Raw genomic sequence first — 19,673 nt, forward strand, 5'->3', positions numbered from 1 at the left:
TGGAATGCACGGGAGGCGGCCGGTTGGCCCTCGGCGAGTTCGCCCCCTGCGTCAGGTGCCCCGGGAGGCGGCCGGAGGGCGACGGGAGCCGGGTTCGTCGGGAAAGAGCCGGTGCAGCGGCCGTACGAAACGACACGTCGGCCGCCGGGCGACGACCGGGCTCACCGCCGGCGCCACCGGCCGCAGCGCTCCGGGCACGGCTCCCGCGGGCGGGAGCGCGGTGAACGCCGGGGCCGCACGGACACCGAGCAGCCACGCGAGGGCGCTCGGCAGGGGCACACCGACCGCGAGCAGGGCGGTGGTGCACAGGATCACGGGAAGGCCGGTGGCGGCCTCGACGACCATCCGCATCTCCCGCCCCCCCCCGTCCCGCGTCCGTCGCCCATGAGGGCAAGCCGACCGCGTGCGGTTCCGGTGCCGGTACCTGCCGGTGTCCGGCACCGGAACCATCCGCAGTGCTCCCCGCACGGCATGATGCCGGTCCGGCAGCCGTGCGCGCATTGCCGGTTCCCGGCAGAGTTCACTAGGGTCTGGATGCCGGTGAGGCGCTAAGGATCCGTCAGCGGTCCATCAAAATCTTCGGGGGCGACATGGCGGAGCGCGAGATGGCCGGGCAGTATCTGGACGGCTACGCCCGCATCCTGGCCGAAGTCTCGGCCACGGGCCGCCGTCTCACCCGCGAGGAGATCGAGTCCCGGCGCGCGCTCGGGGAACGGGCCGCGGAAGCCGGCTACGGTCTGCGTGCCGTGGTCGTCGCCCACCTCGCGGCGGCGCGCGCCGCCTGGCCGGACGTCCCCGGCTCGGCCGACAACACGCTCGCCGCCGTACAGCAGGTGATCGACGCGTTCGCCGAGGGCCACGAACGGGCCCAGCGCCAGGCCGTACGGCAAGAGGAGGCCGCCCGGCGGGAGTTCATCGACGACCTCCTCTACGGCCGCAGCGACCTGGGCCGCCTCGCCGAACGCGCTGAACGCTTCGGTCTGCGCCTGTCCCACGCCCACGCGGTCGCCGTCGCACAGGGCCCGACGGCCTACGACGAGGGCAACGCCGTGCCGCGGCAGGTGGAACAGGCCCTGATCGCCCGCTTCGGCCACCGCGACGTCCTGCTCACCACCAAGGACGGCCGACTGCTCTGTGTCGCCCCCGGCCACGAGGACGAGGTGCTGCCCTACTTCGCCAAGCAGGCCCACGCCGCCACCGACGGCGGCCGGGTCGCCATCGGCCGCCCGCAGCCCGGCCCCGGCGGCGTCGTCCAGTCGTACGAAGAAGCCCTGAGCGCCCTGGAGATGGCCGAACGGCTGGGCCTCGACGAGCCGGTCCTGCGCGCCGCCGACATGCTCGTCTACCCCGTCCTCACCCGTGACCGCCAGGCCATGGCCGACCTCGTGGTGAACACCCTCGGCCCGCTGACCACCGCCCGGGGCGGCGCGCAGCCCCTCCTGGACACGCTCACCGCCTACTTCGACTCCGGCTGCGTCGCCGCCGAGGCCGCCCGCCGCCTCTCCCTGAGCGTGCGGGCCATGACCTACCGGCTCGAACGCATCCACCAGCTCACCGGCGCGGACCCGGCCGACGCCGGCCACCGCTACGTGCTCCAGACCGCGGTCATCGGCGCCCGGCTGCTGGACTGGCCGGCCGTGGAGCTCTGACGCCCGCCCCACGCCCGGCACGTCGCTCAGCGATGCTCGGGGTTCTCCGCGCCCGGACGGCAGCCCGCGTCCCACTGCGAGCGCTGGTTGCCGTAGGCGGGCACGCCGCCCGACCGCTTGAGCAGAGCGGCCAGGTGCATGAGGTTCCACGCCATGAACGAGGTGTTGCGGTTGGTGAAGTCGTTCTCCGGTCCGCCCGACCCCGCGTCGAGGTACGAGGGTCCCGGACCCGCCGGGCCGATCCAGCCCGCGTCGGCCTGGGGCGGGATCGTGTAACCGAGGTGCTGGAGACTGTAGAGGACGTTCATCGCACAGTGCTTCACCCCGTCCTCGTTACCGGTGATCAGACATCCGCCGACCCGGCCGTAGTAGGCGTACTGGCCCTGCGGGTTGAGCAGGCTGGAGCAGGCGTAGAGACGCTCGATGACCTTCTTCGTCACCGAGCTGTTGTCGCCGAGCCAGATCGGACCGGCGACGACCAGGATGTCCGCGGCCATCACCCGCTCGTACAGCGCGGGCCACTCGTCGGTGGCGAAGCCGTGTTCGGTCATGTCCGGGTAGACGCCGGGGGCGATGTCGTGGTCGACGGCTCGGATCTCGGACGTGGTGACACCGCGCGACATCATGATCTCCGCGCTCTTGTCGATCAGGCCCTGGGTGTGGCTCAGCTGCGGGGACGGCTTGAGCGTGCAGTTGATGAAGAGGGCGGTCAGGTCGTCGAAGCGGTACGAGGCGTCGGTGGTGGGTGCTGTCATGGGGGCAGGGTCTCGCGCGCACGACGGTTTGTCCCGGTCCGACGCACATGTTCAGGCCTTACGGAACCATGACGTACGACGTCCGCTCGACCGAGTGGCCGCGGGGACCTCGGACCGGCGCGCCACGGCACCGAGGTGCCACGACCGCTGGACACGGGTTGTGGTGTCACGGGGTCATGGCGTCGGGCCGAAGGATCGCGCGCAGCGGAGGCCGAGCACGCGACGGCGAGCGTGGTCGCACGCTCGCACCGCTGTAGATTCCTTGCACGACCCGAGGAGATCCGCGATGCCCGACCGCCGCAAAGTGCTGTTCGTGACCGACCTCGCCTACCAGGCCCGGGGGCGGCGCTACTGCGACGAGGACATCTTCCTGACCTCCCGACTGCGGGACGCCTTCGACATCGCCCTGTGCCACCCGTTGGATGCCGCCGCGCTGATGGACGGCTTCGACGGAGTCGTGGTCCGAAACAGCGGACCCGTGCTGCACTACCAGAAGGAGTACGACGCCTTCCGGGAACAGGCAACGGCCCGCGGGACCCTGGTCTACAACCCGCTGTCGGGCCGGGGCGACATGGCGGGCAAGCAGTACCTGCTGGACCTGACGACGGCCGGACACCCGGTCATCCCCACCATCGACAGGCCCGAAGACCTCCACCTGCTGCCCGAGGCGGGACAGTACGCGGTCAAGCCGAAGGCGGGCGCGGACTCCATCGGCCTGACCTTCGTCCCCGGCGGACAACTGGGCGCGCTCGCCTACGGAGACATCCTCGTCCAACCGCGCATCGACTTCCGGTACGAGGTGTCGTTCTACTTCGTCGACGACATCTTCCAGTACGCCCTCAACGCCCCCGATCCCGAACGGCGCTGGGTCCTCGAACCCTACGAGCCCACCGACGCCGACCTCGCCTTCGCCCGGCGCTTCATCGACTGGAACACGATCGACCACGGAATCCAGCGCGTGGACGCCTGCCGCACCCAGGACGGCGAACTGCTCCTCGTCGAGTTGGAGGACCTCAACCCGTACCTGTCCCTGGACCTGGTCCCTGAACAGACCCGTGATTCCTTCGTGGAGAGCATGACGTCCTCCCTCCACCGCTTCCTGGACACGCTTCCTCGCCCGTGAGGCGTCCTGCGCGAGGTGCTCGCGCAGTCGGTGCCGCGCGGCTGTAGTAGAGCATCTCATCGTGGTCCGGTTCGGGGTCGGTGAGGGTGAAGCCGGCGGATTCGGCGCAGTTGCGGCTGGCGTGGTTGTCGGCGTCGATGCCGAAGAAGAACGTCTCGACATCTCGGGTGGCGGGGTGCGCGACGGCAGCGTCGAGGGCTGCGCGGCCGTGTCCGTGCCGCCACCGGTCCGGGTCGACCAGGTAGGCCAGGCCCATGGCGCGTCGGGGGTCGGCCTCGGTCAGGAGGGGGCCGTCGGGGCCTTCGCCGTGGTAGCGGACCCAGCGGTCGTAGACGTCGCCGCAGAGGAACGCGACCGGCGTTCCCTCCTGATCCAGGCCGATCCATGCGTGGCAGCGCAGTACGACCGCGCCACGGAAGACGCTGCCGGGGTCCTCACGGGTCAGTTGCAGCTGCGTGCGGATCCAGGACCGGCCGCCCAGACGGCTCTGGACCTCGGGGTGGTCGAACCAGTGGTGGATCTGGCGGAGCCCGGTCTCGGTCAGGGGCTGTAAGCGCATAGCAGGGCCGTCCTGTCGGGGCTTCATGGGTGACAGTCTGAAGGCAGCACAACCCGCGGGGACAGGCCTCAGCGGAGCCGTATCAGACCGGCGGTCGTCTCCTTGAAGCCACAGGAACCGAAGTAGAACGGACGCAGTCGGTCCTCGAAGTCCACGTGGAGCCATTCGCAGTTCGCGGCACGGGCTTCCTGGGCCGCCGTTGCGACCAACGCCGCGCCGATTCCCTCCGCCCGCCGGTGCGTTGCGACCACCGTGTCCAGGATGAAGGCGTGGGCTCCGCCGTCCCAGACGACGTTGACGAAACCGATCAGCGCGTCGTCCTCCCGTGCGCAGACCCAGCCGAGACTGTGCCGCTCGAGCCGTTCCCGCCAGTCCGTCCGTGCGGGCGGCCGGCCTCCCGTGCCGAAGCCGTCAGCGTGCAGGGCGTTGAGGGCGGCGTTGTCGACGTCGCCCCGCCATTCGTACGTGATCGTCATCCGTGGATTGTGCCCGGCACTCACCTTTGCCGTCGGATGCGCGCGGCCACCTCGTTCTGTTCGGTCTCCCACCAGGGGCGGACGCGTTCGGGAGCCACGTCCTGGCCGGGGGACGCGGGTGCGGCCGACGGGAGTTCCGCGTCGAGTCGGCGGTCCAGAACCGCGGTCTGGAGCCGCTCCGCGCGGGCCCACTGGTACAGGAGGGCCAACAGGAAGGGCAATGCGGTCAGTTCGGCGATGCCCAGCATCGCCCCGCCGCCGATCTGCTGGTCGTGCTGGACGTCCGGGGACCAGGACGGCGCGTGGTGCAGGTACCAGGCACCGGCGATGAGCGTGCCGTGGGTCATGACGACGAGGCCCGGCACGGCGTCGACGATGCCGTCCAGGAAGACCAGCGCCGCCCGGACCGGGTGCGTGCACCAGGCCGGCAGCGTCTGCTCGCGGGTCAGGACCGGCACGACGAAGAGGCAGCCCGCGACCAGGAGGTGCAGGTACATCAGCTGATGCAGCCAGCCCACGCGCAGGGCGGTGGCGAAGTACGGCGTGAAGTAGACGGTCAGTTCGGTGGCGAGCACCAGAACCGTGCTGACCAGGGGAAACGTCAGAACGCGTACCAGCCTGCCGGTCATCGTCCGGCGGACCCGGGCCGCCGCCCCCTCGGGAAGCGCCTCGACCGCGAGGCGCAGCGGGTCACCGAGGGCGAGGCCCAGGGGTGCCACCAGGTCCAGGAGGATGTTCTGGACGGCGGCCGGCCAGAACAGCACGTGGTCGTAGACGGCGAGCCCGGACATCGTCGCCACCGTCAGGGCGCCGAGTCCGAGGACCGCGAACGCGGCGGCCCGGGCGAACGGCCAGTGCCCACCTCGCCGTTGGACCCGTCGGACGCCCCAGCCGTACGACAGGGCCAGCGCGGCGATCAGGAGCAGCGCCGGAACGTCCAGTTGCCAGGACGACAGCAGGCGTCCCGCCGTCAGCTCCGCGAGCTGTCCGGCCGAGAGTGCCGACAGGGCCGACGCTGCGGTCGTCGGGTCACCGGTCATGCGCGCAGTCCTCCTCCGGGCCGTTCGGGGCGTCGCGTGTCCCGTCCCAGCGGGACGGTAGTCGGCGGCGGAGCCGGAGCCGACAGCGGGGCCTTCTTCGTACGACGGGACGAAACCCCTGAACGGGTTTTGGCTCCGGAATTACCTTTCCGGGACCGATTGATTGCATACCCGCAGTCATGATGGTCCGCGTTGAAGTTAGGCATGCCTACGCTAATGAGGACCGCATGTGGGATGACGCGTTTCCGAGCTTCCTGATCGGATTGCGGGAAGGACTGGAAGCCGGACTCATCGTCTCCATCCTGGTAGCGACGCTGGTACGGGCCGGTGCCCGCTCCCGGCTTCCGCAGGTGTGGACCGGCGTCCTCGCGGCGATCGCGCTCGCACTGAGCTTCGGCGCGGTCCTCACCTTCACCGCGGCCTCCCTGTCCGCGACCGCCCAGGAGGCCTTCGGCGGCACACTCAGCGTGATCGCGGTCGCCTTCGTCACCGCCATGGTCTTCTGGATGCGCCGCTCGGCCCCCAGCCTGTCCGGCGAGATCAAGGACAAGGTCACCGGCGCGCTCGGCATGGGCGCGGGCGTCCTGGTGGCCACGAGCTTCCTCGCCGTGGGCCGGGAGGGCCTGGAGACCGCGCTGTTCCTGTGGACCACCGCACAGGCGGCCGGGGAGTCCGCGGGCCCCCTGACCGGCGCCGCCATCGGTCTCGTCCTGGCGGCCGCCCTGTGCTGGGGCCTGTACCGGCGGGTCCTGAGGATCAACCTGAGGAAGTTCTTCACCGCCACCGGCGCCGTACTGATCGTCATCGCCGCCGGTGTGCTCGGCTACGGCCTGCGCGACCTCCAGGAGGGCGGCGTACTGCCCGGCAGGACGTCGTACGCCTTCGACCTGAGCGGCACCGTCGACGCGGGGGCCTGGTACAGCACCCTCGTCCAGGGCGTGCTCAACCTGACGCCGACCATGACCGTGCTTCAGGTCCTCGGCTACGGCGGGTACCTCGCCGTGGTGATGACGCTGTTCGTACGGGGGGTGCGCGACACGGCACCGAGGCGGGTACCGACGGGGGTCCCGACCCGGGTCGGGACCGAGACCGCCGAGAGCGCCGAAGCGACCGACGCGACCGACGCGACCGACGCCAGCGCAGCGACCGAAGCCGGCGCAGCCGGCCTCCCGGCCGCGCAGCCCACGCCGGCCCCCCGGCGTCGGCCCGCCTGGCTCGTGCCCGTCGCCGTCGTCACCGTTCCCGCCCTGATCGCCGGTGGCGCGATCGTCCTCGGGCGTCCCAAGCCGGCCGCCGCCGAGACCGTCGCCGTCTCCGACAAGGAGTGCGGCAAGGGCTTCAGCGCGCCCAAGCCGGGCCGGCAGACCTTCCAGATGCACAACACCGGCGACAAGACGTCCGAGGTGTACCTCGTCGACCCGGCCACCAACGCGGTGTACGGCGAGGTCGAGGGCCTGGCGCCCGGCACCACCCGGGCACTGGTCGCCACCGTCGCGGGCGGCACGTACGCCTGGCGGTGCGTGCCCAGCAGCGGACCCGCGGTGACCTCCAAGGCGGTCCGGGTCAGCGGCGGGGGAACCACGCAGGCCGTGGTCCCGGTGTCCGAGCAGGACCTCTCCGGCCCGCTCCGGCAGTACAGGTCGTACGTCGACAAGGGGCTGGCCACGCTCGTCGGGCAGACCCGCACGCTCGCCGCCGACATCAAGGGCGGGCATCTCGGCAAGGCGCGTGCCGACTGGCTCACCGCGCACCTGACCTACTCCTCCCTCGGCGCCGCCTACGGCACCTTCGAGGACTTCGACCAGAAGATCAACGGCAGGGCCGACGGTCTGCCGGACGGCGTCCACGACAAGGACTTCGCCGGCTTCCACCGCGTCGAGTACGGCCTGTGGCACGGCGAGTCCGCGGCCTCGCTCACCGCCCCGGCCCAGCAGCTCGCCACGGAGGTCGAGGGACTCCGACAAGCCTTCCCGCACCAGGACTTCGACCCGTCCGACCTGCCGCTGCGCGCCCACGAGATCCTCGAGAACACCCTCCAGTTCGAGCTGACCGGCGACACCGACGAGGGCAGCGGCACCAACCTCGCCACCGCCGACGCCAATCTCGCCGGCACCCGCGAGCTGCTCACCGTGCTCCGGCCCCTGCTGACCACCCGGGCGCCGCACCTGCTGCCGACCGTCGACGCCGACATCGCCCGCCTTCAGACCCTTCTGGACGCGGCCCGGCACGGGGGCACCTGGACCCCGGTCGCCCAACTCGGCGCCACCGTGCGGGCCCAGGTGAACGGCGCGACCGGGCAGCTTCTGGAGGACCTCTCCCCGGTGCCCGACCTGCTGGAGATCCGGAAGTCCGCCTGATGAGCACCCGACACGACAACTTTGCACAGAGCGAAGGGAACGCCTCCATGCCGTCCGCCGAATCCCCCGCCCCGCAGGGTGGTTGCCCCGCCGGTGCCGGCCGCCGTTCCTTCGTGAAGACGGCCCTCGGCGCCGGAGCCGCCGGTGCGGCGCTCGCCGGCGGCGGACTCGCCCTCGCCGGGAGCGGCGGCACCGCGCAGGCCGCCGAGCAGACGGAGAACTCCCCCGCGGTCCCCTTCCACGGCGCCCACCAGGCCGGGATCGTCACGCCCGCGCCGGCCGCGGCCACCTTCGTGTCGTTCGACGTGATCGCCGGCAGCCGTGACGAACTCGCCGACCTGCTGCGCACGATCACCGCCCGGGCCCGTTTCCTCACCTCCGGCGGCACCCCGGCCGACCTCGGCGTCGGCGCCCCGCCCTCGGACAACGGCATCCTCGGTCCGACCGTCCCCGCCGACGGCCTGACCGTGACGGTCGGTGTCGGCGCGTCCCTGTTCGACGACCGCTACGGCCTCGCCAAGGCCCGGCCGCGCCGCCTGACCCCGATGCGTACGTTCCCCAACGACAACCTCCGGGCCGCCGAGTGCCACGGGGACCTGTCGCTCCAGATCTGTGCGGACCGCCAGGACACCGTGCTGCACGCGGTGCGGGACATCGCCAAGCACACCCGTGGGGCCATGCAGATCAAGTGGCGCATCGACGGTTTCCAGAACGCGCCCCGGCCCACCGGCGCCCAGCGCAATCTGCTCGGCTTCAAGGACGGGATCGCCAATCCGGACGTCCACTCGGCCCGTGAGACCAACCGGCTCGTCTGGGTCGGCGACGGTGACGGGGAGCCCGCCTGGGCGTCGGGCGGCAGCTACCAGGTGATCCGGATCATCCGCATGCTGGTGGAGTTCTGGGACCGGGTCTCGCTCAGCGAGCAGGAGCTGATGTTCGGCCGGCGCAAGGACACCGGCGCCCCGCTGGACGGCGCCAAGGAGACCGACATCCCGAACTACGCCAAGGATCCCAAGGGCGAGGCGATCCCGCTCGACGCGCACATCCGGCTCGCGAATCCCCGTACCGCCCGCACGGACGGCTCCCGCATCCTGCGGCGCGGCTACAACTACGACCGTGGGATCGACTCCGTCGGCAACCTCGACATGGGGCTGGTGTTCTGCTGCTACCAGCAGGACGTGCAGCGGCAGTTCGAGGCCACGCAGACCCGGCTGATCGACGAGCCGCTCGTCGACTACATCTCCCCCACCGGCGGGGGCTACTTCTTCGCCCTGCCTGGTGTGCGGGACGCGAAGGACTGGCTGGGCCGCGGACTGCTCGCGACCTGAACCGGCGCGTTCCGGCCGGCCGGTCTCAGTCGAGTCGGCCGGAGGCGTGCAGCGCGTCGAACACCAGCTGGTCCACAGCCGAGACCCGCGCACGGTCGCCGTAGCCGAACCAGTCCGACTCGGCGACCTCCCGGGAGGGAAGCAGCGGGCCGGCGTGCTCGGCGGTGTAGCAGATCATCCGGAACTCGGGCCTACCGTCATGCTCCCTGAGCGTCTCGAAGGTGCCCACGTGCGTCATGGTGGCGGGATCGACCTGGGACCGGAGTTCCTCCTCGATCTCGCGCACCAGGGTCTCTGCGTCGGACTCCCCCGGCTCCCGCTTCCCACCGGGGAAGTAGAAGAGGTCCACCCCGTGGTTGCGCGTCACGAGCACCCGCCCGTCCCGCACCAGGACCCAGGCCACCTTCTCCGGAACGACGTCTTTGTCTCGCACGCCCGGAAACTACCCCACCCTCCGGCCAGGTAATTGCGGTGCGGCGGGAGCAGACGTGCCACAGACTTCCCGGGTGATCGTCTACGCGGAGCGCGACCTGCTCGGCTTCCTTCGTCTCGTCACCGCTCGGGCCGCCCTGTGCCTGGGCGATCACGCCACCCCTGTCACCGCCGCCCTGTGCCGTGCTCTGGACCTGCCGGTACCGGGGACTTCGGCCCTCAGGTCTTGAAGCGAACACACAAGGAATGCAAGGGAGCCCGATCGCCGTGGGTGTCTTCGTAGGGGTCAGAGGCTGGCTGGAGTGTGATGACGAGCAGCTCGCCCAGGTCAAGGAGATCGTTCAGGGGGACGATCCGGAGGAGACGTACAGCGGGGGCTGGGCCTTTCCTCCCCGGCAGTACAACTACGTCAACTGGGTCTTCTTCGGTGCCCATATGCGGGCCCAGTCCCTCGACTGGTTCCTGGAACGACTGCGGAGCGTGGCCCGGATCCCGGCCTCGGACGACGACAACGACCTGGTCACCGGCCTCTTCCTCGTCAGTCACGAGGTCGACGGCATGAGCGAGTGGCAGGTCCGCGACGGGACGGTCAGGATCCGGGCTGCCGGCCAGGAATATCGATACCTCGATGAATAGACGAAGGTGGGTGCCGGCACCCGGCCGGTCAACTCCCCCCGACAGCGCAGCTGGTGCCGTTGAGGGTGAAGGACGTCGGCGCCGCCGTGACCCCGGTGTGGGTGGCCTGGAAGCCGATGGTGGTCGAGGCGCCGGGTGCGATGACGGCGTTGTGGGCGAGGTTTCTGGCTGTCACCTGTCCGGAGGTGGGTGAGTAGTCCGCGTTCCAGCCGGAGGTGATGACCTGGCCGGCCGGCAGGGTGAAGAGGAGTGACCAGCCGTCGACGGCCGTGGGCCCGGTGTTGGTGATGGTGATGTTCGAGGTCAGGCCGTTGTTCCACGCGCTGACGGTGTCGGTGACGCGGCAGCCGGCGGTTCCCGGCGGCGGCGGTTCGGAGCTCTGGAACTGGGTGAAGAACTTCCACACCTCGCCCGGCACCCAGGTCCTGCCGCTGTCGCCCGGAGCCCCGTCCTGCGGGGCGGCGATGTGGCCCTCGTCGAAGGCGGCCCAGGCGACCGGGTGCCCGGCCGAGCAGCCCGCGTAGGTGGTGACCCGGTGGGTGAGGCTGCCCTGGGCGGGTTCGGGCGGGTTCTGCGGGGTGCAGCCGTTGTTCCTGACGAACCGGTCGCGCAGGGTCCGCCCGCCCGCGATGCCGAGGACGTTGTCCCTGAGCCCGTGCACGCCGAGGTAGGCGATGGGCTGGGTGCCGCCGTCACATCCGCTCAGCTGTCCACCGCTCTGCACCGCGACCGCCCGGAAGACCGTCGCACGCGCACACGCGAGGGCGTACGACATGGCGGCGCCGTAGCTGAAGCCGAGCGCGAAGCGCTGGGTGGTGTCGACGCACAGGTCGGACTCGATGCGGCGGATCATGTCGTCGACGAAAGCGACGTCCTCGCCGCCTGAGTTGGCCCAGCCGTTGTTGAGGCCCTGGGGTGCGACGAAGATCGTGCTGTTGCCGGCCAGTCGCTGGAGGCCGTAGTAGGCCCAGGTTCCCGTCTCTACCGTGCGGCCCGTGGCGACGTCCGTGGAGGTGCCGCCGAGCCAGTGGAATCCGAAGACCAGCCGGTAGGCGTGGTCGCGGTCGTAGCCGTCCGGGATCTTCAGGATGAAGGTGCGGTTCTTGCCGCCGCTCTGGATCGTGTAGGTACCGCTCGTCAGGGTGGGGGTCTTGCCGCAGCCGGGGCTCGCGGCGGCGGCGACGGCGGCTGCCGGCCGGGCGCTGGTGTCCTGGCCACGGCCCAGTGCCGTGCCGGCGAGGCTCAGGACGACCAGCACGGCGACCATGGCGGGCCATAACAGGGTTCTTGACCTGGGCATCGAGCATCTGCCTTTCCGGTCAGGGGTGTTGGGGGTCGGCGTCCGCGAAACGGCTCAGACACGGCTCCACTTCTGGCCGGCCTGCCCGTTGCAGGTCCGCAGGAGGAGCGCGGTGCCGTTGGCGGTGCCCGAGCCGCTGGTGTCGAGGCACAGGCCGGCGGCGTTGACGTTGCGGATCGTGCCGTCGGAACCGACGGTCCATTTCTGGTTGTTCTGGCCGTTGCAGGTCCAGATGATGACCCGGGTGCCGTCGGTGGTGCCCTGGTTGTAGGCGTCCAGGCACTTGTCGCCGTAGACGCGGATCTCGCCGCCGGCCCAGGTGGTCCACAGCTGGTTGGCGGCGGTGTGGCAGTCCCAGAGCAGCACCGTGGCCCCGGCCGCGGTGGAGGCGTTGTCCACGTCGGCGCAGCGGCCGGAGGCGTTGCCGCGCAGTCGGGCGGTGGTGGCGGCCACCTGGCTGCCGCCGCTCACCCGGAAGGCGGCCACGCCGTGGGCGGGCACGCTCGCCGAGATCTGCCCGGAGCTGCTGGAGGTGCCGCCGGTCCACAGGTCAGTCAGGGTGAACGGGCCGCCCGACAGCCCGACTTGGGCGGCCGTGGTGGAGATGGTGGCAGTTGCGCCGCCCCGGTTGAACAGGCCCACCGCGACGGAGCCGTCGGAGAGGGGCTTGGCGAAGATCTCGACGTTGCCGTCGTCACGCACCCTGCGTCCGCCGGCGCCCAGCGGATCCTGGTTCACCGCCAGCAGCCGCGGGTTGCGCAGGATCGCGCTCACGTCGGCGGACATGGTGCGGATGTCGTTGCCGGCCATGAGCGGTGCGGCCATCAGTGCCCACAGGGCGAAGTGCGCGCGGGACTCCGTCAGGGACAGGCCGGGGCGGCCCACCACCAGCATGTCGGGGTCGTTCCAGTGTCCCGGGCCGGACTGCGCCGCCAGCGGGGCGGTGACGTCCAGGACGTTGCCGACGCCCATGGGGTAGCTGTTGGTGTTGCCGTTCTGCCAGATGTCGAGCAGGTCCTCCGTCGTCCGCCACAGGTCGGCGACCTCGCCCCAGTTGTAGGTGGCGCCGGTGATGGCGTGGAAGCTGTTGGGGTTGATGCTGTAGACGATCGGCCGTCCGGTGGCCCGCAGGGCGTCGCGCATCACCGTGAACCGGGCGACCTGTTCGTCGCGGGTACCGCTGGAGGAGCACCAGTCGTACTTGAGGTAGTCGACGCCCCACGAGGCGAACGTGGCGGCGTCCTGGGCCTCGTGGCCCTGGCTGCCCGTCGACCCGGGATAGGCGCCGGTGCCCTGCGCGCAGGTGCGCTCGCCCGGCACCTCGTAGATGCCGAACTTCAGGCCCTTGCCGTGGATGTAGTCGCCGAGCGCCTTCATGCCGCCGGGGAACTTGGTCGGGTTGGCCCGCAGGTTGCCCGAGGCGTCGCGCTGCGGGTCGAACCAGCAGTCGTCGACGACGACGTACCGGTAGCCGGCGTCCCGCATGCCCGAGGACACCATCGCGTCGGCGGCCTGGCGGACCTGCGCCTCGGTGATCCCGCAGCCGAAGCTGTTCCAGCTGTTCCAGCCCAGGGGCGGGGTGAGGGCGGGGCTGCCGGGGGCGGCCGTGGCGGTGGAGGGGGCGGTGACCGTCGAGGACGCGGCGAAGGCCAGCGTGACGGCGGCCAGGACACGGAGCAGTCGTCCACGTGATCGTCGGGGCACCGTGCTCTCCTTTCGCGGGCAGACAGCGGATGACCCGTGCACGGGTCCGGGCAGTGCGATGGCGGGGACCTCCGTCGGCGGTTCGAAATTTCGATCGGATTCCGGATGGTCAGCCGTACGGATGTTAGAGATCGAGCTGGACATGTCAACAGCTTCGGAAGAGACGAACTCGATCCGAAGGCGGCGAATCTCCGAAAACTTTCGCCCTGAACAACGAATCATGCGAGGGGTATTGACGGGATGTGTCGGCCCCTTAACATCCTGGTTGCTCACCACGCCAGTCGGTGTTCGCACTCTCGAACGAGCAGGATCAGCCCACCCCCACCGCGCTCCCTCGCAGAGAGAACGACACATGAATATGTCATGGTCTCGCCAATACATGGACCGTCGCCGCGCACTGACCGCCGCCGTCGGCCTGGCCGGCGGCGCTTTCCTGACCCCCACCCGAGGGCCGGCTCCCGCGGCCGCGGCCGCCGCCTACACCAACCCGGTCGTCTGGCAGGACTTCGCGGACATCGACGTCATCCGCGTCGGCAGCACCTACTACGCCTCGGCCTCGACGATGCACTACTCGCCGGGCGCCCCCGTGCTGCGTTCGTACGACCTCGTGAACTGGGAGATCGCCGGACACTCGGTGCCCGTCCTCGACTTCGGCGCCAAGTACGACCTCAACGGCGCGCGCGGCTACGTCCGGGGGATCTGGGCGTCGTCGCTGGCGTACCGGCCGAGCAACCGGACCTTCTACTGGCTCGGCCAGATCGACTTCGCCCGGACGTACGTGTACACCGCGACCGCCGTCGAGGGGCCGTGGAGCAGACTGACGACGATCAGCACCCCGTACTACGACGCGGGGCTGCTCGTCGACACCGACGACACCCTGTACGTGGCGTACGGGAACACCACCATCAGCGTGGCCCAGCTCTCCCCCGACGGCCGCAGCCAGGTCCGCACCCAGCAGGTGTTCACCACACCGTCGAGCGTCGGCACCCTGGAGGGCTCCCGCTTCTACAAGATCAACGGGCAGTACTACATCTTCCTGACCCGCCCGGCCAACGGCCAGTACATCCTCAAGTCCTCCGGCGGTCCCTTCGGCCCGTACACGATGCGACAGGTCCTGCTGGACCTGCGGGGGCCGATCTCCGGCGGTGGCGTCCCGCACCAGGGCGGGCTCGTGCAGACGCAGGGCGGCGCCTGGTACTACATGGCCTTCGTGGACGCCTACCCCGGCGGTCGGGTGCCGGTGCTCGCACCGGTGACGTGGACCTCGGACGGCTGGCCCGTCGTCCAACTGGTCAACGGCGCCTGGGGCACGTCGTATCCCGCCCCTGCCGTGCCCGCTCCGCCGCGCCAGGTCACCCCCATGACCGGCGTGGACACCTTCGACGGCACGGCCCTCAAACCGAGGTGGGAGTGGAACCACAACCCCGACAACACCAAGTGGTCGACTGGCAACGGCCTCACCCTGCGCACCGCGACCGTCACCAACGACCTGTACTGGGCCCGCAACACCCTCACCCACCGCATCCAGGGCCCCACCTCCACCGCCACGGTCCAGCTCGACCACTCGGGGATGCGCGACGGCGACCGCGCCGGCCTCGCCCTGCTCCGTGACTCCTCCGCGTGGATCGGCGTCAAGCGCGACGGCGGCACGGCCCGCGTGGTCATGGTCAACGGGCTCACCATGGACGGCAGTTGGAACACGACGGGTACCGGTACCGAGGTCGCGAGCGCGGCCGCCCCCTCGGGCACCGTGTGGCTGCGGGCGACCGCCGACATCCGACCGGGCTCGGCCCGCCCCGGGACCTTCTCCTACAGCACCGACGGCACTCGCTTCACCCCGCTCGGTCCCGCGTTCTCCATGGGCAACGACTGGCGCTTCTTCATGGGTTACCGGTTCGCCCTCTTCAACCACGCCACCCAGGCGCTCGGCGGCGCGGTCCGCATCCCACGGTTCGAGCTGTCGACGCCCTGAACCCCGTCCCGCGGACCGCACGGCACAACCAACCCCCCACCCACCCGCACGAGGAGAAGCATGAACCCTCTGAAACGGCTCGGCTGTCGCCGTGCCTCGGTGTTGTCGCTGCTGGCCGTGGCCGCCCTGGTCACGCCGGGTGCTGCGAGCGCCGCACCCGACGGCGTCCGCGCCTCCACGCTGGGCGCCCAAGCAGCCCAGTCCGGACGGTACTTCGGGACCGCCGTGGCCGCGGGCCGGCTCGGTGACGGCACGTACACCGGCATCCTGGACCGCGAGTTCAACGCGGTGACACCCGAGAACGAGATGAAGTGGGACACCGTCGAGCGTTCCCGCGGCCAGTTCAACTTCGGTCCCGGCGACCAGATCGCGAACCGGGCCGCGTCCCGCGGACAGCGCCTGCGCGGCCACACCCTGGTCTGGCACCAGCAACTGCCGTCCTGGGTCAGCTCCATCAGGGACGCAGGCACCCTGCGCAGCGTCATGAACAACCACATCACCCAGGTCATGAACCACTACAAGGGCAAGGTCTACGCCTGGGACGTGGTCAACGAGGCCTTCGCCGACGGCGGCAGCGGCCAGATGCGCAGCTCGGTCTTCCGCGACGTGCTCGGCACCGGCTTCATCGAGGAGGCCTTCCGCACCGCACGCTCGGCCGACCCCGCCGCCAAGCTCTGCTACAACGACTACAACATCGAGAACTGGAGCGACGCCAAGACCCAGGGCGTCTACCGTATGGTGCGCGACTTCAAGTCCCGCGGCGTGCCCATCGACTGCGTCGGCCTCCAGTCCCACTTCGGGGCGGGCGGACCGCCGTCCAGCTTCCAGACGACCCTGTCGAACTTCGCCGCCCTCGGTGTGGACGTCCAGATCACCGAACTGGACATCGCCCAGGCGCCGACCAGCGCGTACGCCAACACGGTCCGGGCCTGCATGAACGTGGCCCGCTGCACCGGCATCACGGTGTGGGGCATCCGCGACAGCGACTCCTGGCGCAGTGGTGAGAACCCGCTGCTGTTCGACCGCAACGGCAACAAGAAGCCCGCCTACCAGTCGACGCTCACCGCGATGGGCGGCAGCGCGGCGGTCCGCAGTGCAGCGGGCAGCAGGGCCGCGGTCGGCAGGTCCGACGCCGTATCGCCCCGGTCCGCCGCGGCGCTGCCCACCTCCTACCGCTGGAGTTCGAGCGGCCCCCTGATCGCGCCGAAGCCGGACGCGACCCACAACATCGCGGGGATCAAGGACCCGTCGGTCGTGTACTACAACGGCAAGTACCACGTGTTCGCGAGCACCGCGAACGCCGCCGGGTACAACCTGGTGTACCTGAGCTTCTCCGACTGGTCGCAGGCCGGTTCGGCCACCCACCACTACCTGGACCGCACCGCCATCGGCACCGGGTACCGGGCCGCGCCCCAGGTCTTCTACAACGCCCCGCAGCGCCTGTGGTACCTCGTCTACCAGACCGGCAACGCGTCGTACTCGACGAACCCGGACATCAGCAACCCCAACGGGTGGAGCGCTCCCAAGAACTTCTACTCCTCGATGCCGGACATCATCCGCCAGAACATCGGCAACGGTTACTGGGTCGACATGTGGGTGATCTGCGACAGCGCCAACTGCTACCTGTTCTCCTCGGACGACAACGGCCATCTGTACCGCTCGCAGACGAGCGTGAGCCAGTTCCCCAACGGGTTCACCAACACCGTCATCGCGGCCCAGGACTCCAAGTACGCCCTGTTCGAAGCGAGCAACGTCTACAAGGTGCAGGGCAGCAACCAGTACCTGCTGCTGGTCGAGGCGATCGCCTCGGACGGCAGGCGCTACTTCCGCTCCTGGACGTCGAGCAGTCTCGCCGGGTCGTGGTCACCCCTGGCCGCGTCCGAGAGCAACCCGTTCGCGAAGTCCACCAACGTGACGTTCCCGTCCGGTACATGGAGCCGGGACATCAGTCACGGCGAGATGATCCGTGCGGGCTACGACCAGACCCTCACCATCCCGGCCTGCAAGCTCCAGTACCTGTACCAGGGCAAGGACCCCAACGCCGGCGGCGACTACAACAGCCTGCCCTGGCGCCTGGGCCTGCTCACCCAGACCAACTCGACCTGCTGACACCCTTGGCACATGATTCATCGGATGAATATTGCGCGATCGCTCCGCTCGGCCGTATGGTCAGCGACAGCCACGGCATTCATCCGAGCAATGCGTCTCCGCTGGCCGGAGGAGTGGCACGGCCGTAGAAGGGACGCGGATGAGGCTCACGCGCCTGGGACCGCCGGGAGCAAACACCCCGGCGGTCCCAGCCCCCAGCGAAGGGCACGCTCGTTACCCACAGAACGAGGCGGCGGCATGACCGAGTTCACCGGCCTGCGAGCCGTCGTCACCGGCGGAGCCTCAGGCATCGGACGGGCCGTCGCGGAGCGACTGGCCGAGCGCGGAGCGAATGTCGCCGTGCTCGACCTCGATCCCTCCGGAGTGCACGGCCCGCTCACCGGGATCCGCGCCGACGTGAGTGACGACGCCGGCGTACGGGCTGCCGTCGCCGCGGCCGCCGAACGGCTGGGCGGCCTCGACATCCTGGTCAACAATGCCGGTATCGGTGCCGTCGGCACCGTCGAGGACCACACGGACGAGCAGTGGCACCACGTCCTCGACGTCAACGTCGTCGGCATGGTGCGTGTCACCCGGGCCGCGCTGCCCCATCTGCGCCGGTCCGCGCATGCCTCCGTCGTCAACGTCTGCTCCATCGCCGCGACCGCCGGACTCCCCCAGCGCGCGCTGTACTCGGCGACCAAGGGCGCCGTGCTCTCGCTGACCCTGGCGATGGCCGCGGATCACGTCCGTGAGGGCATCCGCGTGAACTGCGTCAACCCCGGTACCGTCGACACCCCTTGGGTGTCCCGGCTGCTGGACGGCGCCGAGGATCCCGAGGCCGAGCGCGCCGCGCTCAACGCCCGCCAGCCGCTGGCGCGTCTGGTGACCGCGGACGAGGTCGCGGCCGCCGTCCTCTACCTCGCCGGCCCCTCGGCGGGCAGTGTCACCGGCACCGCGCTCGCGGTGGACGGCGGCATGCAGGGGCTGCGGCTGCGGCCGGTGGACCGGGCCTGAGGACGACGCCGCCCGGCGGCGGGAGCGGCCGAAGCCGGCGCGAACGGGGCCCCGTGTCTCGCCCCCTCCGCCACGGGGACTTCCCCTCGGCCCTCAGGTCGACTCCCGCACCACCAGCCGGCACGGCACCGTGTGCAGCCCGGGCTCCGGCTCGGCCCCGATGGCGTCCAGCAGGCGCAGCGCGGCCTGTCTGCCGATCTCGCCCAGGTCGGTGTCGATCGTCGTCAACGGCGGCCGGCTGGCCAGGGCCATGATGTCCCAGTTGTCGTAGCCCACGATCGCCACCTGGCCCGGCACGTCCAGGCCCTTCTCCCGCAGGGTGTCGGCGACACCCCGGGCGATCTGGTCGTTGCCGCAGAAGAAGGCGTCGGTGTCGGGTGCCGTGCGCAGGACGGCCTCGGCGGCCCGCCGCCCCCACGCCTCGCTCCACTCCCCGAAGTGGACGCGGCCGGTGGACAGCGGGAGCGAGGCCTGGTCGAGGAGGTCGGCGGTGTGGCGGGCGCGGTCCTGGGCGGCCGCGTGGTGCGCCGGGCCGGTGATGTGCGCGATCCGGGTGCGGCCGGTCGCCATGAGGTGCTCGACGGCCAGCCGGGCTCCGCTGCGGTCGTCGGAGACGACGGAGATGTCCTGCGGATCGGTGGACGGCGAGAGGGCGTACACCGTCGGGATCGGTTCGATGCCCTTCAGGGGCGGGCGCGGGTCGGTACGGCGGCCGGTCACGATGATGCCGTCGACCCGGCGGTCCATGAGGTTGCTCAGATGGTGCTGCTCACGGATGGCGTCGCCGCGGGTGTCACACAGCAGCACCGAGATCTTCCCGGCGCCGAGCGCGTCCTCCGCGCCGAGCAGGACCGGGGTGCTGAAGCGGCCTATGCCGTCGGTGGTCATCAGTCCGACGGTCCAGCTGCGCCCCGTGTGCAGGCTCTGGGCGTGCTGGTTGGGCCGGAAGTCGAGCGCCGCGACCGCGTCCAGCACCCGCTGCCTGGTCTCGGGCCGCATCCTGCCGCTGCCGCTCAGCGCCTTCGAAGCCGTCCCGACGCTCACACCGGCCAGCTTGGCGACATCGGCGAGCTTCGCCCGCCCTGTTGGGGGAGAACCTGGAACGGCGGTCACGCGCAACCCTTTTCCTGGACATCGTAGGCAGCGTTCATCCTGACATCGATCGCCCGCGCTGACCAGCCTTACTGACACACAGGAAATTCCCTGTGCCGAACCTCTTGACTCAGGTCGGTCGCGT

Annotated in this window: 18 protein-coding genes; 9 read left to right on the top strand and 9 right to left on the bottom strand. The window is 70.5% G+C overall.

What is annotated here, in order from left to right; all coding sequences use genetic code 11:
- Positions 1 to 51: 51 nt before the first annotated feature.
- Complete coding sequence (locus AQJ54_RS20710; protein ID WP_062239486.1) at positions 52 to 345, bottom strand: hypothetical protein; 294 nt, start codon at positions 343 to 345, stop codon at positions 52 to 54.
- Between the two features lie 245 nt (positions 346 to 590).
- On the opposite strand from AQJ54_RS20710, the gene AQJ54_RS20715 reads away from it, so the two are divergent.
- Positions 591 to 1,649: a PucR family transcriptional regulator gene (locus AQJ54_RS20715; protein WP_062239489.1), complete on the top strand. Its 1,059-nt coding sequence runs from the start codon at positions 591 to 593 to the stop codon at positions 1,647 to 1,649.
- A 26-nt stretch (positions 1,650 to 1,675) separates the two neighbouring features.
- Here the strand turns inward: AQJ54_RS20715 and AQJ54_RS20720 are convergent, their stop codons facing one another.
- Positions 1,676 to 2,404 carry a flavodoxin family protein gene (locus AQJ54_RS20720; protein WP_062019947.1) on the bottom strand — a complete coding sequence of 243 codons (729 nt, stop codon included), beginning with the start codon at positions 2,402 to 2,404 and terminating at the stop codon, positions 1,676 to 1,678.
- 286 nt (positions 2,405 to 2,690) lie between these two features.
- On the opposite strand from AQJ54_RS20720, the gene AQJ54_RS20725 reads away from it, so the two are divergent.
- Positions 2,691 to 3,527, top strand: coding sequence for an ATP-grasp domain-containing protein (locus AQJ54_RS20725; protein WP_062019949.1), 837 nt, complete (start codon positions 2,691 to 2,693; stop codon positions 3,525 to 3,527).
- Here the strand turns inward: AQJ54_RS20725 and AQJ54_RS43740 are convergent.
- The 3 genes from AQJ54_RS43740 to AQJ54_RS20740 are packed head-to-tail and all read right to left on the bottom strand — an operon-like array spanning position 3,418 to position 5,602.
- Entirely contained in the window at positions 3,418 to 4,251 is an 834-nt protein-coding gene (locus tag AQJ54_RS43740) for a GNAT family N-acetyltransferase (RefSeq protein WP_346265466.1), read from the bottom strand. The two genes, AQJ54_RS20725 and AQJ54_RS43740, sit on opposite strands and share 110 nt — an antisense overlap.
- The gene (locus AQJ54_RS20735) at positions 4,155 to 4,562 is read right to left on the bottom strand and encodes a GNAT family N-acetyltransferase (protein ID WP_062239492.1); all 408 of its coding nucleotides are present in this window, start codon (positions 4,560 to 4,562) and stop codon (positions 4,155 to 4,157) included. The genes AQJ54_RS43740 and AQJ54_RS20735 overlap by 97 nt, the downstream gene beginning before the upstream one ends.
- A gap of 20 nt (positions 4,563 to 4,582) precedes the next feature.
- Entirely contained in the window at positions 4,583 to 5,602 is a 1,020-nt protein-coding gene (locus AQJ54_RS20740; RefSeq protein ID WP_062239495.1) for a cytochrome c oxidase assembly protein, read from the bottom strand.
- A 227-nt stretch (positions 5,603 to 5,829) separates the two neighbouring features.
- On the opposite strand from AQJ54_RS20740, the gene efeU reads away from it, so the two are divergent.
- Together efeU and efeB are read left to right on the top strand one after the other, a co-directional pair.
- Entirely contained in the window at positions 5,830 to 7,959 is a 2,130-nt protein-coding gene (efeU, locus tag AQJ54_RS20745; protein ID WP_062239498.1) for an iron uptake transporter permease EfeU, read from the top strand.
- A 47-nt stretch (positions 7,960 to 8,006) separates the two neighbouring features.
- Entirely contained in the window at positions 8,007 to 9,287 is a 1,281-nt protein-coding gene (gene efeB, locus AQJ54_RS20750) for an iron uptake transporter deferrochelatase/peroxidase subunit (protein ID WP_062019958.1), read from the top strand.
- A 25-nt stretch (positions 9,288 to 9,312) separates the two neighbouring features.
- On the opposite strand, the gene AQJ54_RS20755 is transcribed toward efeB, so the two are convergent.
- Positions 9,313 to 9,720, bottom strand: a complete 408-nt coding sequence (locus AQJ54_RS20755) for an NUDIX hydrolase (RefSeq protein WP_062019960.1) — start codon at positions 9,718 to 9,720, stop codon at positions 9,313 to 9,315.
- Positions 9,721 to 9,775: 55 nt separating this feature from the next.
- Here AQJ54_RS20755 and AQJ54_RS45715 point away from each other — a divergent pair, with 55 nt between their 5' ends.
- Both AQJ54_RS45715 and AQJ54_RS20760 read left to right on the top strand, forming a co-directional pair.
- The gene (locus AQJ54_RS45715) at positions 9,776 to 9,949 is read left to right on the top strand and encodes a hypothetical protein (RefSeq protein WP_159055542.1); all 174 of its coding nucleotides are present in this window, start codon (positions 9,776 to 9,778) and stop codon (positions 9,947 to 9,949) included.
- A gap of 37 nt (positions 9,950 to 9,986) precedes the next feature.
- Positions 9,987 to 10,355, top strand: a complete 369-nt coding sequence (locus AQJ54_RS20760; RefSeq protein WP_062240462.1) for a hypothetical protein — start codon at positions 9,987 to 9,989, stop codon at positions 10,353 to 10,355.
- Between the two features lie 28 nt (positions 10,356 to 10,383).
- Here the strand turns inward: AQJ54_RS20760 and AQJ54_RS20765 are convergent, their stop codons facing one another.
- On the bottom strand, positions 10,384 to 11,655 hold the full coding sequence (locus AQJ54_RS20765; RefSeq protein WP_062239501.1) for a CE1 family esterase: 1,272 nt from the start codon (positions 11,653 to 11,655) through the stop codon (positions 10,384 to 10,386).
- 54 nt (positions 11,656 to 11,709) lie between these two features.
- Positions 11,710 to 13,359, bottom strand: coding sequence for a glycoside hydrolase family 27 protein (locus AQJ54_RS20770; protein WP_062019966.1), 1,650 nt, complete (start codon positions 13,357 to 13,359; stop codon positions 11,710 to 11,712).
- 379 nt (positions 13,360 to 13,738) lie between these two features.
- Between AQJ54_RS20770 and AQJ54_RS20775 the strand changes: the two genes are divergently transcribed.
- From AQJ54_RS20775 to AQJ54_RS20785, 3 genes are all read left to right on the top strand, one after another.
- On the top strand, positions 13,739 to 15,331 hold the full coding sequence (locus AQJ54_RS20775) for a glycoside hydrolase family 43 protein (RefSeq protein ID WP_211278567.1): 1,593 nt from the start codon (positions 13,739 to 13,741) through the stop codon (positions 15,329 to 15,331).
- A 60-nt stretch (positions 15,332 to 15,391) separates the two neighbouring features.
- The gene (locus AQJ54_RS20780; RefSeq protein ID WP_062239504.1) at positions 15,392 to 17,440 is read left to right on the top strand and encodes a glycoside hydrolase; all 2,049 of its coding nucleotides are present in this window, start codon (positions 15,392 to 15,394) and stop codon (positions 17,438 to 17,440) included.
- Positions 17,441 to 17,677: 237 nt separating this feature from the next.
- Positions 17,678 to 18,436, top strand: a complete 759-nt coding sequence (locus AQJ54_RS20785; RefSeq protein WP_062239506.1) for an SDR family NAD(P)-dependent oxidoreductase — start codon at positions 17,678 to 17,680, stop codon at positions 18,434 to 18,436.
- A 93-nt stretch (positions 18,437 to 18,529) separates the two neighbouring features.
- Here the strand turns inward: AQJ54_RS20785 and AQJ54_RS20790 are convergent, their stop codons facing one another.
- The gene (locus AQJ54_RS20790; protein WP_062019973.1) at positions 18,530 to 19,549 is read right to left on the bottom strand and encodes a LacI family DNA-binding transcriptional regulator; all 1,020 of its coding nucleotides are present in this window, start codon (positions 19,547 to 19,549) and stop codon (positions 18,530 to 18,532) included.
- Between the last annotated feature and the right edge of the window lie 124 nt (positions 19,550 to 19,673).

Origin of the sequence: Streptomyces griseorubiginosus (assembly GCF_001514195.1) — a bacterium.
GTDB classification, from domain to species: domain Bacteria; phylum Actinomycetota; class Actinomycetes; order Streptomycetales; family Streptomycetaceae; genus Streptomyces; species Streptomyces griseorubiginosus.